We start from the raw sequence: 14,587 nt of genomic DNA, 5'->3' as shown, positions 1-14,587 counted from the left end.
TTTGTATTAAAATTGGAGGATTTTTCACATGAGAATTGCAGTAACCTATGATAATGGAAATATTTTTCAGCATTTTGGGAAAACAGAAAACTTTAAGGTGTATGAAGTGGAGAACAATCAGGTGATCTCCAGTGAGGTCATCCGTTCCAATGGCAGCGGACATGGTGCTCTGGCTGGTTTGTTGGATGGACAGAATGTGGATGTGCTGATCTGTGGTGGTATTGGCGGCGGTGCACAGGCGGCTCTCACAGAGGCTGGGATCAAGTTTTGTTCAGGAGCCCAGGGAGATGCAGATCAGGCTGTAGAAGCTTATCTGAAGGGCGAATTAGTGTCTTCTGGTGTGAATTGTGATCATCACCATGGGGAAGAGCATTCCTGCGGCAGCCATGAAGAGGGACATTCCTGTGGTGACAGCTGTGGCGGTGGCTGCGGTGGAAGCTGTGGTTCCCATAATCCGATCACAGGCCGTAATGTGGGCAAGACCTGCCGTACTCATTACAAAGGTACCTTTAATGACGGAACACAGTTTGATTCCTCTTATGACCGTGGAGAACCACTGGAATTTATCTGTGGCGCAGGCCAGATGATCAGAGGCTTCGATGCTGCTGTAGCAGACATGGAAGTGGGTCAGGTAATCGATGTACATCTGATGCCTGAGGAAGCATACGGCCAGGCTGATCCCAACGCTATTTTCACTATGGAGATCGCTCAGCTTCCAGGCTCTGAGGACCTTACGGTAGGCCAGCAGGTATATCTGTCCAACCAGTACGGACAGCCATTCCCGGTAAAAGTAACAGCCAAGGATGAGAAAAACATCACTTTCGATGCCAACCATGAAATGGCCGGAAAAGAATTGAACTTCAAAATTGAATTAGTAGAGGTAAAATAAAGCAATCCCCCGGTCAACTAACCGGGGGACTTTGTTTTTCAAGCATCAGGAACGAAAATTCACGGTTTTTGTGGGTTTACTGTAGATCCGTTTCCCATTTACATTCGTGACATACTCCCGTCACTTAAATCTTACAGATTTTGAAGTGGGAGCTTCCTGCTCGATTGCCCTTCAGGGCAGAGCTAAAACAGGCTATCCCCGCGTGTCCCGCGGTTCTTTTTTATCCGGTTACGGATCTTTTCTGTGCTATTATGCACATTTTTTATATATTCTTTTTCCTTCTTTCAGAATATTGACCGCCGCATTCACATCCCGGTCCATCCGGTTTCCACATTCGCATAGGTATATCCGTTCTGATAATGCCAGCTCTTTCTTCTTATGTCCGCATACGCTGCATATCTTACTGGATGCAAAATATCTGTCTACTTTTATCAGATATTTTCCACGTTCTTCCAGCTTATATCCAAGCATGGAAAGGAACTGACCGTATCCGTTATCCTGTATCCCTTTTCCGAAATGCAGACCTCCGGCTATCCCCTTCAGGTTCAGATCCTCCACACATACCGCGTCATAGTCTTCTGCAAGGCTGTGGCTGAGCTTATGCTGGAAGTCCTTCCTCTGGTTCTTTATCTTTTCATGATATAATGCAATCTTTTTCTTCTGTTTCTGATAGTTACGGCTGCCCTTTTCACATCTGGAAAGCTTTCTCTGTTCCCGGGCAAGTTTTTTCTCTGCATTCCGGTAAAACATGGGATATCCGGTCCTTTCACCGGTGGAAAATACACACATTCCATGCATGGCAAAATCGATCCCCAGAAATTTTTCCGCCTGTCTTTTCTCCGCTGTTTGGTTTTCACAGTCGAACAGCAGACTGGCAAAATATTTTCCGGACGGTTCCCTGCTCACAGTCACTGATTTCAGCTTCCATCCCTCCGGGATCATACGGTGGAGTTTTATTTTTACCGGCTGCATCTTTGGCAGTTTCAGGAACCTGTCCTGCAGACAGATATTCCCATTTACCATATTCGTTGTATAGGATTTCCGCGAATGTTTTTTTGATTTATAATGCGGAAATCCCACTCCCGGTTCCCGGAAAAATTTCCGGAAAGCCCCTTCCAGATTTAACTGTACATTCGCCAGCGCAAGAGAATCTACCTCTTTCAGCCATGGATATTCTTTTTTATATCCGGCCGGCGTATTTTTCAGCATCTTTTTTTCTTCCTGATAATAACGGATCTTATCCGCAAGCATCCGGTTATAGAGAAAACGACTGCAGCCGATCGTCTTCTCTATCTGGGTTATCTGTTCTTTATTTGGATAGATCCTTATTTTTACTGCCCGGTTTATCTTTCTCACCCTGACTCTCTATATACTGATGGATTGTTTCAACAGGTGCTATATTTCAAAGATTTCTTTTGTTCTCTCTGACATCTTATCGTCCAGCATCTTTCTGCTATATTTCATAACCATGATCAGGTAAAACACTGAATGAGAATTATTATCTAAACTCATTATGTACACTCACTTATTGCTTATTTCGACCGTTCAAATTCCAAGAGCATATTGTTCTTTTTTTCTATCATACTATATTTATTGTATCAGAACAAGTGTTTTTGTGATTTTTTATGAATTTGAGCAGACATGCTCGAATGTGCAATTCATCCCATCACCTATAGAGGTGAGGGAATTCTTGCTACGGTTGTTAAAGGAATGGCTACAATAAGGCATATCAGAATTGATCAGTGTTATATCCTGTGTGTTGATGACAAAGGTAACATCACTCTGATGATGGATTCCATCCATACCATACATTTCACGTCCGGTGTGGACGATCAGTATTTTCGATGGTCAGACCCCTCCGGTTCACTTTGTTTTGCAGACCTTTTCAATGCAGCACTTTTTGGCGGTGAGCAGTCTGTGCGTATATTATGGAGAAAACGAATGGGACGGTCCATTTTCGTTAAAGGACATGCTGGAGATTCCAGAGAAAATAAAACCGCTGGTATCTGATTACAGAATCACATCAGCTGATAAACCATGCACTGGAATCAGAACAGAAGGGAGAACAGGTAAACATGTGCAATGCATTGGAAGAATTGAAACTGGAAGGAAAGCAGGAGGGAATAGAAGAAGGTATCCTTGCCAACATAAGGACATGTAAAAATTTTAATATCAGTAAAGAAGATACGATCCGGAATCTTATGAAAGAATTTTCTTTATCAGAACCGGAAGCTGTCAGCTATGTAAAAAAATACTGGTAAACCAGCGAAGAGAGTCTTTGACTATATTGATCAGAGGCTCTCTTTTTGATAGTTTTCTTTTTCCCTGCGATTATTTTCGGTGGTTAGATTCCGCCGAGGCACAAAACATAAAAAATGCCAGATTTCAGGGGAAACAGACGGGATAAATCTGTTTCTGAAGTCTGTTATAGAAATAATATTATACCTGTTCGGGATGATTTGACATAGAAATATATAAATTATACCCGTTCGGGATTTTTTTATATAATCCACTTGAAATTATACCCGAACGGGATTAATATGTTTAATATGAGTACAATTGGAGATTATATAAAAAAAGAAAGAAAAAAAGCAGGGCTGACGCAGGAGGATTTTGCAATCCGTTCCGGACTTGGACTTCGTTTTGTAAGGGAATTGGAACAGGGAAAAGAAACGGTGCGTCTGGACAAAGTGAATCAGGCACTGGCAATGTTTGGGAAAGAAGCTGTACCAGGAAAAAAGGAGGAATAGCAGGTGGAGTCAGAATATAGAAAAGGATATGTATATATTCAAAATCATTTTTCCGGAATTATTGCAGAAACTGAGGAAGGGTATATTTTTACTTATGACCAGGATTATCTGGACAGAGAAGATGCAGTGGCAGTAAGCCTGACACTTCCATTACGTCAGGAGCCTTATGAAACAACCATATTGTTTCCTTTTTTTGACGGACTGATTCCGGAAGGATGGCTTCTGGGGGTGGTCAGCCGAAACTGGAAAATCAACCAGAAAGACCGGTTTGGCTTACTGTTATCTGCCTGCAGAGACTGCATTGGCGATGTTTGTATCAGGAGAGAAAAGGTATGAAATGCTTGTGTTGTGGAAAGTCAATAACAAATAGTGCAGCGAATGTGGAAAAAGAATGGTGCTGGCACAAAAAGTGTGTAAAGAGATTTTTTCAGACAGATGAATTACCAATCTTGGATATTACGAAAGACCAACTGGAAATACTGGCAAATGAGACGGTAAATGAGGGACTTACCGTGCCGGGAGTTCAGAAAAAGCTTTCCCTGCATTTATCAACAGATCTTAATGCAAGACTTACAATTGTGGACTATCCAACAGGATATATCCTGAAGCCGCAGACGGAAGAATTTCATAATATGCCGGAATTTGAGGATCTGGCAATGCGTCTCGCAGAAATTATGGGAATCCGGACGGTTCCCCATGCTCTTATAAAAATGAATGATGAATACGCGTATATTACGAAAAGGATAGACCGGGAAATATCAGAAAAAGAGACCAGACTATATGCCATGGAAGACTTCTGCCAGCTGTCTTACAGACTGACGCAGGATAAATATAAAGGTTCTTATGAACAATGCGGAAGAATCATAAAAAAATATTCTGCAACACCGGGCTTAGACCTGTCAGAGCTGTTTCTGCGTGTTATTGGATCTTTCGTTATGGGAAATTCAGATATGCATTTGAAAAACTTTTCACTAAAGGAAACGGAGCCTGGCAGCAGAAATTTCCAATTATCAAAAGCATATGATATGCTTCCTGTTAATGTGATCATGCCAGAAGATAAAGAACAGCTGGCACTGACAATAAATGGAAAAAAACGTAATATTCATAAGAAAGAATTTCGGATACTGGCAGAATCCTGTGGAATCCCATTAAATTCTGCAGAACGTATGATGAAAAAAGTATGCTCATTAAAGACAAAACTTTTTACACAGATAGAAGAATCTTACTTGTCAGCAGAGCAAAAAGAGCAAATAGGGGAACTTATTTCAAAAAGGATTGATATTTTGAGTTAGATAAAAGGCTGTTCACATTGCCAAAAAGTATCGTTTGTTTTATACTGAAAATGAAAGGAGGAATGGATTTATATGCCACAGACAATTCATACCCTGCTTATTCAATACTTATCAGAGATACAAAAGATATATGGGGCGCACTTAAAAAAAGACCCCGATCGCAATGACCGGAGCCTTCTTTGCTTATATTAAAGTTTTTGTTATAAATACCTGCACATTTTTTCCGTCTTTTTCATAATCCCGTTGAAAAGCGTTCTGGTAAGCTTCGGGACTTTTTATAATGTCTTCTTTGTCATAAATAAACAGGTAAAGATTTTTGGTCTTATAATGAAATGCATCTGAGCCAAGTTCTTCTGTCAGTTGTTTTACAGACATACTTGAACGGGTACATTTAATTTCAATTATAATGTCATATGTCTCCAGATACAGATCTGCACGCGTCCCACTATATCCGTTATCCCCGTTTACTTCTTTGCGGGTTTCCGGAAACACTGTGCGCAGCAGTGCATACAGGATGTGCTGGATGTCATATTCATTTTCGATTTTTGCCTGATCAGTTCATCTATTGTGATATCTGCAAATGTTCTCATTTTAACCTCCCTGTCAGATACCCGACCATCTGATAAAAAACAGAAACAGATTGTCCAGAATGTGTATGATGTCATCCTTCCATTCAAAAACGCGATACAATGCACCAGACTCTTCTAATATTTTCTGCCAGTTCCTGAGAGCTTCTCGTATTTTCTGGGTAGTGATCCTGCATTCCGGCACATTATACTGGATCCGGGTCATAAGTTCCTGTAACTCCATTTCCACAAGCGGAGGATTATCGGCAAGCATTTCCAGGATCAGACTGTAAATATCTCTGCGGCTTCCGTCTGTCAGCTGATATTTCAGCCGTTTCTGGCCTCTGGTTGGGGGGCCTGCTTTGAGTACACGCACTACATCTGCATAAGGAAGATTTGCGCAGGTAAAACGGCAGCTTTCTTCTATGATTTTTCCATCTATAACAGAGCTTTCTCCAGGAAGAAGGCCGATGTTCAGGCAGATGGCCTGCATGACCTGGGGTGAATGGATACTTTCCATTGCCATACGTGAGAGAATATCTTCCTGCAGGGATATGCCCAGCTCATGAAATCCCTTACGCGCAATAGCCTGCAGTTCCTTTTCCTTCCATGGCTCAATTTCAATCACGGAAAGACGTCCGGTGAGGTCCGGATTCAGACGGATTGCATCATCTGACCGGTAGGGAAGGGAAATGATCACCGCCTTAAATCCCAGACGGATTACTTCCTTCAGCTGACAGGCAATATCATATTGAACCTCTGCCGGTGCATAATGAAAATCATCCAGAACCAGAACTTTATTGGATTCTTTAAAATATTGCAGTATTTTTTCCTTATTTGCCGGATAGTTTTTCTTCACCATTGTGGAGCGCTGCTCATTGGAAGAAAAGTCCGCATTCGTCTCACTGATTTCCGCTTCCGTGGATATCCCTATTTTTTTTGCCACCCGGTTCCAGAAATCTGATTCCCTGACAAAATCATTGCCGGACATCGCCACAATCCTGTCAACGCCGATCACACGCTCACATAAAACTGTTTTTCCTATTTTGGATGGGCCTACAATATATGTGAGAAATCCATCAATCGATAAACTTTGCTGAAGACGTTCCTCGTAACTATATTGCATGGTTCCTGATTTTCTGGAAACATAAGTAATGTCCGGAAATGTACCGGGTTTAAACACCTTTGAATACCTTTTATCCATTATATACCCCCTTTTTACTACCTTTTTTAATTATAGCATACATTTAATGATCTTTATACAGAAAAATATATTATAGTCAGTGAAATCTAGCTAGCGTTTTCCTTGTACCGGAACCGGAAGCTGTCAGCTATGTGAAAAAATACTGGTAAACCAGCGAAAAGAGCTTTTGATTATATTGATCAGAGGCTCTTTTTTGCAAATAAGAAGGGACTGTCTATCCAGACAGTCCCTTTTGGCGTATCACACACAAAACCCCGCATACACCGGTACAATATGGTAGTTTTCTTTTTCCCTGAAGTCCTCCACCGACAGCAGGTACATTTCTGCATTTGTATTCATTTCTGCCCGGAATCTGGTAAGGTTCCGGGTTTTTTGATGTGGGGTCAGGCGGTAGTCCACAGCAATATGCCGGCCCTCTTTTTCCAGAAGGAAGGGAACTTCGGCCTGGTTGCCGCTGGACCAGTAGGAGAGGGTGTATCCGTTTCTGGTAAAGTGCTGTGCCAGAAAGGTTTCGGTGCAGGCTCTGGCTGCCGGGGTGTGGGAACCGGTGAGCAGCTGATAAGATGGTACACCCAGTACTCTGGCGCACAGTCCGCAGTCAGTGGGATACAGATGTAGGGAGGTCTGGCGGCAGGCAAGGGCATATCCTGATCGGAGCAGCCAGTCCAGTGGCTTTTCATAGGTTTTGGCTGTGGCGCCCTTGGTTATAAGGGAATATTGGAATCTCCGGCTGGATTTTTCAAGCTGTGCGGGAATGGAGAGCCAGGCATTCTGACAGTGGCGGGTCATTCCTGTGGGAGCCTGGCTGGAAATATCACCCAGGATCAGTTCCAATAGCTTCTGTTGTATATCCGGTACCATCAGCAGTTTTTTCTCCCTGCGGTATTCCAGTATAGACAGTGGCATTCCGCCGGTGACCAGATAGAGATAAAACTGTGACAGAGCTTTCTGGTGCAGTTCTTTTCCCAGGGGAGCCAGGGTGGAGAAGTGTCTGCGGATTTCCCTGGATAGGGCATATTCCGCATTTGCCCAGAGGAATTCCTCGAAATCCAGAGGATACAGGCTGATAATATCGAAATCATTTTTGCTGTAGAGCCCAGGGGAGGCAAGGCCTCTGTGGATGGCAATGATGTGATACTGTGGATAATCCAGAGAGATTGCAGCCAGAAGTGTGGAAAGCTCCGGTACACATTGGATGTTATCAAGGATCAGCAGTGAGACAGAGGGCTTGAGAGGTTTTCCGGCGTAAGTCTCCAGGAAAAGCAGCGCATCCTGGGGCGGTCTGGGTACGGAGAGATAATCGGTGACTGGTTTGTCAGTCTCCAGGTTGAGATAGAGGGTGTTTTTGTAATTTTTTTCTGCAAAATCCAGGGCCAGCCAGGTTTTACCGGTTTGCCGCAGCCCCTGGAGAAGGAGAGGATGGCGGTGGGGATTTTTTTTCCACTGGATCAGGGAATCAGTATATTTTCTGCGCATATGGGTTCCTCCTGTGAATAAGCGGTGATATATAATTAAATTATAAATGTAATCATATGAAAAAACCATACACAGATGAAAAAGGAGGGCTTTTATGAACAGAATCAATGCAATCTATGCCAGGCAGTCCGTGGACAGGGCAGACAGTATCTCTATTGAGAGTCAGATTGAGTTCTGCAAGTATGAATTGAAGGGCGGATCCTTCAGGGAGTACAAGGATCGTGGATACAGTGGTAAAAATACCACCAGGCCTCAGCTGCAGCAGCTTCTTGCGGATATCCGGAGAGGAGAGGTGGAGAAGGTGATCGTGTACAAGCTGGACAGGATCAGCCGTTCTATCCTGGACTTCTCCAATATGATGGAGCTGTTTCAGCAATATCAGGTAGAGTTTGTGTCTTCCACTGAGAAATTTGATACTTCCACACCTATGGGCAGGGCAATGTTAAATATCTGTATTGTGTTTGCCCAGCTGGAGAGGGAGACGATCCAGAAGCGTGTCTGTGATGCTTATTATTCCAGAAGCCAGAAAGGATTTTATATGGGAGGAAAGGCACCTTATGGTTACAGGCTGGAGGAAATTGTAATGGATGGGATCCATACCAAGAAGCTGGTGGAGAAGCCGGAAGAGGGGGAGATTGTGCGGGAAATTTTTCACATGTATTGTCAGCCGGAGACTTCTTATGGAGACATCACCCGGTATTATACGGAAAAGGGAGTCCTGTTTTATGGAAAAGCGCTGATCCGCCCAATGCTTGCCCAGCTGCTGAGGAATCCGGCATATGTGCGTGCGGATATGGATGTGTACCGTTTCTTCAGAAGCCAGGGGACAAATATTGCCAGTGATCCGGGAATGTTTGACGGCATACATGGGTGTTATCTGTACCAGGGCAGAGATGTGGACACGGATAAGCTTCAGAATCTGCGGGGACATATGCTGGTGGTCGGTCCTCATGAGGGGCTGGTTTCTTCGGAAATATGGCTGGGCTGCAGGATCAAGCTTCTGGGAAATAAAACAGTGGTGGCGAACCGGAAGGCTGTGAATACATGGCTGGCAGGAAAGGTGAAATGTGGACATTGCGGATATGCTTTGATGAGTGTAAAAACAAAGTCTGGTAAACAGTACCTTAGATGCACCCGGCGTCTGAATAATAAAGCCTGTCCGGGGTGTGGAAAGATCTATACGGAGGATGTGGAGCGACATGTATATGAGGAGATGGTAAAAAAGCTGAGAGAGGGTCAGGCTCCTGTGGGACACAGATCCCTGAAGGAAGATCCCAGAGTGCAGAAAATATATGAGGAAATAGAAGCGCTGGAGAAGGAGATCGGGATCCTGGTGGAATCGCTGACAGGGGCAGGAGAGATATTGAGTAGCTATATTGACCAGAGGGTGGATCAGCTGGATCAGCTTCGCAGGCAGAAATCGGAGGAACTGGTAGCATTGTCTGAAAATCAGGCAACGCCGGAACAGATGGAAAGAGTAGTGTCCAATATTAGTCTCTGGGATAATATTGGATTTGATGAGAAACGGTTTACAGTGGATAAGATGATCACAGTTTTGAAAATTTTACCCGGAACTGTTCAGATCCAGTGGAAATTCTAAACAGTTCCGGGTATTGGTTACTGGGTAAGAGATTTATTTTTTTCAAGCATTTGGTGGATGATGCCCTGGGTATATTCGCCAAGATGCTTCTTTGTTTCTTTGTCCAGTTCATCAGGGTAGATGGGCTTGCCGTATTCCACCACAACCTTTGCAGGACGGATTTTCGGGAAATGTGCTTCGAAAATATCTGCGGAGTTGTTGATGGCAATGGGGATGATCGGACATTTTGCCTTGGTGGCGATTTTGAAGCTTCCCTCATGGAAGGGGAGCATATCCAGGTCATCTGTATTTTTGTTTCTGGTGCCTTCCGGGAAGATACAGATGGAAATGCCGGATTTGACCTTATCTACAGCTGCCAGGATGGTTTTCAGTCCCTGCTTGATGTCCTTTCTGTCCAGGAAGAGGCAGTGGAGATATTTCATCCAGGTGGACAGGAGAGGGATTTTCTCCATTTCTTTTTTGGCAATGTAGCCGGTGCGGATAGGGCAGCGGCTGTAGGTGAGGAGGATGTCAAAGTAGCTTCTGTGATTACCGATATACAGGACGGGGGTGTCCTTCGGTACATTTTCCTCTCCTATTACTGTGACTTTGGCTCCTGTGATCCACAGGATAAATCGAAATACAGCCTGAATGATCCGAAGAGAGCTGATATCCTTGGTCATAGGAGAAAATTTGCCGATGATCCATTCTACCAGTAAGATCGGGATAGACAGGATCAGATATCCGATGACCACAATACAGACAAGAATAAAACGTATCATTTGTGAATCCTTTCCGGATCAGTCCCTGAGAGATTGATCCTAACGTCATTGTATTCATTATAAAGAATCTGCCCACAGCCTGCAAGTATAAATCCCGTTGGATCTGCATAGAATGGCTAGTAAAGAAATATGCCGAGGTAGCATTGTGAGAAAAAAAGCCTGTATGGCCATGGTTTTTTGGCTGGCTGTAATGCTTCTGACCGGATGTGGGCTCATTAAGATAGAGGAGGGAGAACGCACTCCTTTGGAATATACAATTGTGAAACAGGAGGAAATCCCTGCAGAAGCAGTCCGTTTTATGGAACAGAAAAAGAAGAAGGGTTTTCAGATGGTCTATAAGGTGGAGGACAGTATGTATCTGATGAAAGGGTATGGCACTCAGGTAACAGGCGGCTACAGTATTCAGGTAGAGGAGGTCTCACAGTCGGAGAACGGAGTTTTCTGTAAAACCCGGCTTCTGGGACCTGCTGAGGGGAAACAGGGACAGGAGCCCTCCTATCCCTGTATTGTCCTGAAAATAAAAAGTACGGATAAACCGGTACAATTCCTGTGAGGACAGGAAACAAAAAATAGAGATCTGAGTCTGTATATCATAGAAGGAGAGGATTAGAGAATGATGGAATTGAAGAAAGAAACTGTGCAGATGCTTCGGGTGAAAAGTAAGGCTGCCAGCCAGGTAACCTTTGATGAGGATTATAATGTGCCGGATACCAGACCGGATATTGGAAGGATGATCCAGAGTAAGGCGGAGATTTCCATGGATGAAGTGCGCCTTAGTGAAGGAAGGGCTTTTCTAAAGGGGAGCCTGAACGTAGATATGCTTTATGTAGGGGAGAAGGAAGGCAGAATATACAGTCTGGCAGCGAAGCTGCCGGTGGATGAGACTGTGAACCTGGAGGGAATAGAGGGCGGAGATAAGCTTTGTCTGAACTGGGAGATGGAGGATCTGAGCATCCATGTGATCCATTCAAGAAAGCTGAATATCAAGGCCATCGTAACCTTTTATGCTGTGGTGGATGAGACAACAGGGATTCAGATACCGGTGGCTCTGGAGGAAGAGGATATTTCGGTAAAAAAGAAGCGGGTGGGGCTTATGAGTCTCTGTATACATAAAAAAGATACGCTGCGCATTAAAGAAGATATTGAACTTGCAGCGAACCGGCCTAATGTGGAGTCCCTTTTATGGCACACTATAGAACCCAGAAACCTGGACCTGCGGGTGGAGAAGGATAAGATACGTGTGAAGGGAGAGCTGGCAGTATTTATTCTTTATGAAGGGACAGATGAGGAAGCTTTGCCGCAGTGGCAGGAATATACCCTGCCCTTTTCCAGGGAAATGGAGTGTCAGGGGTGTGGGGAGGAGCTGATCCCCCATATTGAGGTTTCCCTGATCCATCAGGGGATGGAGGTAAAACCGGATGGAGACGGGGAAGAGAGGATTTTTCAGATAGATGCTGTACTGGAGCTGAATATGAAGCTGTACCGGGAGGTGGAGTATGACCTGGTCCAGGATGTATATACTCCTCTGAAAGAATGCGTGCTTCATGGAAAACAGGAGATTCTGGAAAGTCTTCTGGTGCGGAATTTGTCCAGGTTCCGGATGAATGACAGAATTAAAGTGAAGGAAAGCCAGGGGAAAGTGCTGCAGCTTTGCCATAGCTGCGGCAGGGTGAAGATTGATAAGACCAGGATTACGGAGGAGGGAATCCAGGTAGAGGGAATTGTGATCCTAAGGCTTCTTTATATTATTGGTAATGATGAGATGCCCTTTTATTCTATGGAAGCTATGCTGCCCTTTACCCATGTGATCGATGCAAAGGGTGTGGGTCCGGACTGCAGGTATTTTCTGCATTCGGAGCTGGAGCAGCTTTCTGTGACTATGGCTGACGGAGATGAGATCGAGGTAAAGGCTTCTGTAGGGCTGAATGTGCTGGTATTCAGGCAGTGGGAGGAAATGATCATTGATCATGTGGAGGAGAAACCTCTGGATATGAAGAAGATCCAGGATATGCCAGGTGTTACTGTTTATATGGTTAAGCCGGGAGATACGCTGTGGGATATTGCCAGATCCTTTTATACCACAGTGGAGGAAATCTGCACTATGAACAGTCTGCAGGAGGCGGAGATCAGTCCCGGCCAGTCCCTGCTTCTGGTAAAACAGGTACAGAGCTAAAAGGCTGCCGCAGGTTCTGTTATTGAAAAAATCCCACAAAAAAACAGAGTTTCCTGTATTGAAATCCTGCTGAAAATGATTTAAAATAAAACTCAAGAATGCTTTGTATACAAAGTACAAAAGCCCGGCTCCCATGTCGGGTATTTGCTGAAGAATAAAAAACAAAGGAATAAACGGAGGGTTATATGCGTTTACGTGCACTGGCGAAGATTAATTTGGGACTGGATATTCTGGGAAAAAGAGAGGATGGATATCATGAGGTGCGGATGATCATGCAGACCATTCAGATGTATGATGTGCTGGAGATAAAGAAAAAGAAAGCCCCCGGGATTTCTCTGTCTGTGAATTATCCATATATTCCCTGTGACGAGAGAAATCTGGTGTACAAAGCAGCGAAGCTTTTGATGGATGAATTTCAGGTGAAGGTTGGAGTTACCATCAGACTTGAAAAGTTTATTCCTGTAGCTGCAGGAATGGCAGGAGGAAGCTCTGATGCGGCAGCAACACTGGTGGGGATCAATCGTCTGTTTAAGCTTGGACTGAGCGAGAGAGAACTGATGGACCGGGCAGTAAAGATTGGGGCAGATGTTCCTTATTGTATTATGAGAGGTACGGCTCTGGCAGAGGGGATCGGTGAGAAGCTTACCGGAATCACTCAGGTACCGGAGTGCTTTGTGCTGATCGGTAAGCCGGGGATCAATGTATCTACCAGGGCAGCCTATGAGAGCCTGAATCTGTCTGGGATTCAGAATCATCCGGATATTGACGGAATGATTCAGGATATTCAGAATGGTGATCTGCAGGGAATGACTGCCAAAATGGGAAATGTATTTGAACCGGGAATTATTGGTCAGTATCCTGTGATTCAGGAGATTAAGGATCTGATGGAGAGCCATGGGGCATTGAAGGCTATGATGAGTGGAAGCGGCCCTACAGTGTTTGGCATTTTTGACAGTCAGGAGAAAATGGATGCTGCTGCGAAAATCCTGAGAGAGAGTAATCTGGCCAAAACAGTATTTGGAACCAGAGTCTTTAACAGGATTTGATATTGAAATATACAGAAGGAGCGGAGGAATATACAGATGACAAGTGAGTTTTCCGTAAATATGAATGAATATCTGCCACTGCGGGATGTGGTTTTTAATACTTTGCGTCAGGCAATACTGAAGGGGGAATTGAAACCGGGGGAGAGACTGATGGAGATTGCACTGGCAGAAAGGCTGGGAGTCAGCAGAACTCCTATTCGTGAGGCAATGCGCAAGCTGGAACAGGAGGGACTGGTGGTGATGATCCCGCGCAGGGGAGCCCAGGTTGCCAATATTACAGAGAAGGATCTGAATGATGTTCTTGAGGTTCGTATTGCTCTTGAAAATGTTGCCATTGAAAAGGCCTGTGACCGTATGACTGAGGAGGAGATGAGCAAACTGTGGCTTGCAGCCAAGGAGTTTGAGCATACCATTGCAGAGGGAAATCTGGTAAAGCTGGCAGAGGCTGATGTGGCCTTTCATGAGATTATTTATCGGGCATCAGATAACAAGCGTCTGATTCAGGTGCTGAACAACATGCGTGAGCAGATCTACCGTTACAGGGTGGAATATCTGAAAGAGGGAGAAACCAGAGATGTGTTGGTGAAGGAGCATGAGGAGCTGACCAGGGCTATCCGGGAGCGCAATGTGGAGCGCGCAAAGGAGCTGTCATTTCAGCATATTGAGAATCAGAGAATGGCGATCATGCGATCCATTGAGGCAGAGAATGCGGAAAAGGAGAAGCGGGAGAGAGAGAAGAGCAGAAATCATAAATAAAATTTCAAATTTCGGAGATTCTAAGAGAGGTGAAAGACCTCTCTTTTTTGTGGAAAAAATAGGATGTGGAAAGT

The 14,587-nt window shown here is 44.4% G+C and carries 17 protein-coding genes; 11 read left to right on the top strand and 6 right to left on the bottom strand.

What is annotated here, in order from left to right:
- Positions 1 to 28 precede the first annotated feature (28 nt).
- Entirely contained in the window at positions 29 to 889 is an 861-nt protein-coding gene (locus ACTNDS_RS09030) for an FKBP-type peptidyl-prolyl cis-trans isomerase (protein ID WP_441035163.1), read from the top strand.
- Positions 890 to 1,138: 249 nt separating this feature from the next.
- On the opposite strand, the gene ACTNDS_RS09025 is transcribed toward ACTNDS_RS09030, so the two are convergent.
- Positions 1,139 to 2,245, bottom strand: a complete 1,107-nt coding sequence (locus ACTNDS_RS09025; RefSeq protein WP_441035161.1) for an RNA-guided endonuclease TnpB family protein — start codon at positions 2,243 to 2,245, stop codon at positions 1,139 to 1,141.
- Between the two features lie 285 nt (positions 2,246 to 2,530).
- On the opposite strand from ACTNDS_RS09025, the gene ACTNDS_RS09020 reads away from it, so the two are divergent.
- The 5 genes from ACTNDS_RS09020 (at position 2,531) to ACTNDS_RS09000 (ending at position 4,931) form a co-directional block, all read left to right on the top strand.
- Entirely contained in the window at positions 2,531 to 2,899 is a 369-nt protein-coding gene (locus tag ACTNDS_RS09020; RefSeq protein ID WP_441035159.1) for a hypothetical protein, read from the top strand.
- A 65-nt stretch (positions 2,900 to 2,964) separates the two neighbouring features.
- Positions 2,965 to 3,150, top strand: coding sequence for a hypothetical protein (locus ACTNDS_RS09015; RefSeq protein ID WP_441035157.1), 186 nt, complete (start codon positions 2,965 to 2,967; stop codon positions 3,148 to 3,150).
- 288 nt (positions 3,151 to 3,438) lie between these two features.
- Complete coding sequence (locus tag ACTNDS_RS09010) at positions 3,439 to 3,639, top strand: helix-turn-helix transcriptional regulator (protein WP_026076851.1); 201 nt, start codon at positions 3,439 to 3,441, stop codon at positions 3,637 to 3,639.
- A gap of 3 nt (positions 3,640 to 3,642) precedes the next feature.
- A complete protein-coding gene (locus ACTNDS_RS09005; RefSeq protein WP_118409687.1) occupies positions 3,643 to 3,975 on the top strand; it encodes a HipA N-terminal domain-containing protein in 333 nt (110 codons plus the stop codon).
- Positions 3,972 to 4,931: a HipA domain-containing protein gene (locus tag ACTNDS_RS09000; RefSeq protein WP_441035154.1), complete on the top strand. Its 960-nt coding sequence runs from the start codon at positions 3,972 to 3,974 to the stop codon at positions 4,929 to 4,931. Before ACTNDS_RS09005 ends, ACTNDS_RS09000 begins: the two co-directional genes overlap by 4 nt.
- 183 nt (positions 4,932 to 5,114) lie before the next feature.
- Here the strand turns inward: ACTNDS_RS09000 and ACTNDS_RS08995 are convergent, their stop codons facing one another.
- The 4 genes from ACTNDS_RS08995 to ACTNDS_RS08980 form a co-directional block, all read right to left on the bottom strand.
- Positions 5,115 to 5,423, bottom strand: a complete 309-nt coding sequence (locus ACTNDS_RS08995; RefSeq protein ID WP_441035152.1) for a hypothetical protein — start codon at positions 5,421 to 5,423, stop codon at positions 5,115 to 5,117.
- The gene (locus ACTNDS_RS08990; RefSeq protein WP_441035243.1) at positions 5,396 to 5,521 is read right to left on the bottom strand and encodes a hypothetical protein; all 126 of its coding nucleotides are present in this window, start codon (positions 5,519 to 5,521) and stop codon (positions 5,396 to 5,398) included. Before ACTNDS_RS08990 ends, ACTNDS_RS08995 begins: the two co-directional genes overlap by 28 nt.
- Before the next feature lie 13 nt (positions 5,522 to 5,534).
- Positions 5,535 to 6,701, bottom strand: coding sequence for an ATP-binding protein (locus ACTNDS_RS08985; protein ID WP_441035150.1), 1,167 nt, complete (start codon positions 6,699 to 6,701; stop codon positions 5,535 to 5,537).
- A gap of 240 nt (positions 6,702 to 6,941) precedes the next feature.
- Positions 6,942 to 8,177: an ATP-binding protein gene (locus tag ACTNDS_RS08980; RefSeq protein WP_441035148.1), complete on the bottom strand. Its 1,236-nt coding sequence runs from the start codon at positions 8,175 to 8,177 to the stop codon at positions 6,942 to 6,944.
- A 94-nt stretch (positions 8,178 to 8,271) separates the two neighbouring features.
- On the opposite strand from ACTNDS_RS08980, the gene ACTNDS_RS08975 reads away from it, so the two are divergent.
- Positions 8,272 to 9,777, top strand: coding sequence for a recombinase family protein (locus tag ACTNDS_RS08975; RefSeq protein ID WP_441035146.1), 1,506 nt, complete (start codon positions 8,272 to 8,274; stop codon positions 9,775 to 9,777).
- A 17-nt stretch (positions 9,778 to 9,794) separates the two neighbouring features.
- On the opposite strand, the gene ACTNDS_RS08970 is transcribed toward ACTNDS_RS08975, so the two are convergent.
- Positions 9,795 to 10,538, bottom strand: coding sequence for a lysophospholipid acyltransferase family protein (locus tag ACTNDS_RS08970; RefSeq protein WP_441035144.1), 744 nt, complete (start codon positions 10,536 to 10,538; stop codon positions 9,795 to 9,797).
- Between the two features lie 145 nt (positions 10,539 to 10,683).
- Between ACTNDS_RS08970 and ACTNDS_RS08965 the strand changes: the two genes are divergently transcribed.
- The 4 genes from ACTNDS_RS08965 to ACTNDS_RS08950 all read left to right on the top strand — a co-directional run bounded on the left by ACTNDS_RS08965 (position 10,684) and on the right by ACTNDS_RS08950 (position 14,513).
- The gene (locus tag ACTNDS_RS08965; protein WP_441035142.1) at positions 10,684 to 11,091 is read left to right on the top strand and encodes a protease complex subunit PrcB family protein; all 408 of its coding nucleotides are present in this window, start codon (positions 10,684 to 10,686) and stop codon (positions 11,089 to 11,091) included.
- 60 nt (positions 11,092 to 11,151) lie between these two features.
- A complete protein-coding gene (locus ACTNDS_RS08960; RefSeq protein ID WP_441035140.1) occupies positions 11,152 to 12,711 on the top strand; it encodes a DUF3794 and LysM peptidoglycan-binding domain-containing protein in 1,560 nt (519 codons plus the stop codon).
- 185 nt (positions 12,712 to 12,896) lie between these two features.
- Positions 12,897 to 13,757 carry a 4-(cytidine 5'-diphospho)-2-C-methyl-D-erythritol kinase gene (ispE, locus tag ACTNDS_RS08955; RefSeq protein ID WP_441035138.1) on the top strand — a complete coding sequence of 287 codons (861 nt, stop codon included), beginning with the start codon at positions 12,897 to 12,899 and terminating at the stop codon, positions 13,755 to 13,757.
- Between the two features lie 36 nt (positions 13,758 to 13,793).
- Complete coding sequence (locus ACTNDS_RS08950) at positions 13,794 to 14,513, top strand: GntR family transcriptional regulator (RefSeq protein ID WP_173744178.1); 720 nt, start codon at positions 13,794 to 13,796, stop codon at positions 14,511 to 14,513.
- Positions 14,514 to 14,587: the final 74 nt, after the last annotated feature.

Origin of the sequence: Blautia sp. HCP3S3_C12 (genome assembly GCF_052064155.1) — a bacterium.
In the GTDB taxonomy this organism is placed as follows: Bacteria; Bacillota; Clostridia; order Lachnospirales; family Lachnospiraceae; genus Blautia_A.
Note: the sequence above shows the minus strand (reverse complement) of the source record. Positions and strands in the feature narration are given on the sequence as shown.

Bases quoted from the DNA above. Each gene is read 5' to 3' on its own strand.
- ACTNDS_RS09030 (WP_441035163.1), top strand. From the start codon at position 29: ATGAGAATTGCAGTAACCTATGATAATGGAAATATTTTTCAGCATTTT.
- ACTNDS_RS09020 (WP_441035159.1), top strand. From the start codon at position 2,531: ATGCTCGAATGTGCAATTCATCCCATCACCTATAGAGGTGAGGGAATT.
- ACTNDS_RS09015 (WP_441035157.1), top strand. From the start codon at position 2,965: ATGTGCAATGCATTGGAAGAATTGAAACTGGAAGGAAAGCAGGAGGGA.
- ACTNDS_RS09010 (WP_026076851.1), top strand. From the start codon at position 3,439: ATGAGTACAATTGGAGATTATATAAAAAAAGAAAGAAAAAAAGCAGGG.
- ACTNDS_RS09000 (WP_441035154.1), top strand. From the start codon at position 3,972: ATGAAATGCTTGTGTTGTGGAAAGTCAATAACAAATAGTGCAGCGAAT.
- ACTNDS_RS08990 (WP_441035243.1), bottom strand. From the start codon at position 5,521: ATGAGAACATTTGCAGATATCACAATAGATGAACTGATCAGGCAAAAA.
- ACTNDS_RS08985 (WP_441035150.1), bottom strand. From the start codon at position 6,701: ATGGATAAAAGGTATTCAAAGGTGTTTAAACCCGGTACATTTCCGGAC.
- ACTNDS_RS08980 (WP_441035148.1), bottom strand. From the start codon at position 8,177: ATGCGCAGAAAATATACTGATTCCCTGATCCAGTGGAAAAAAAATCCC.
- ACTNDS_RS08975 (WP_441035146.1), top strand. From the start codon at position 8,272: ATGAACAGAATCAATGCAATCTATGCCAGGCAGTCCGTGGACAGGGCA.
- ACTNDS_RS08970 (WP_441035144.1), bottom strand. From the start codon at position 10,538: ATGATACGTTTTATTCTTGTCTGTATTGTGGTCATCGGATATCTGATC.
- ACTNDS_RS08960 (WP_441035140.1), top strand. From the start codon at position 11,152: ATGATGGAATTGAAGAAAGAAACTGTGCAGATGCTTCGGGTGAAAAGT.
- ispE (WP_441035138.1), top strand. From the start codon at position 12,897: ATGCGTTTACGTGCACTGGCGAAGATTAATTTGGGACTGGATATTCTG.
- ACTNDS_RS08950 (WP_173744178.1), top strand. From the start codon at position 13,794: ATGACAAGTGAGTTTTCCGTAAATATGAATGAATATCTGCCACTGCGG.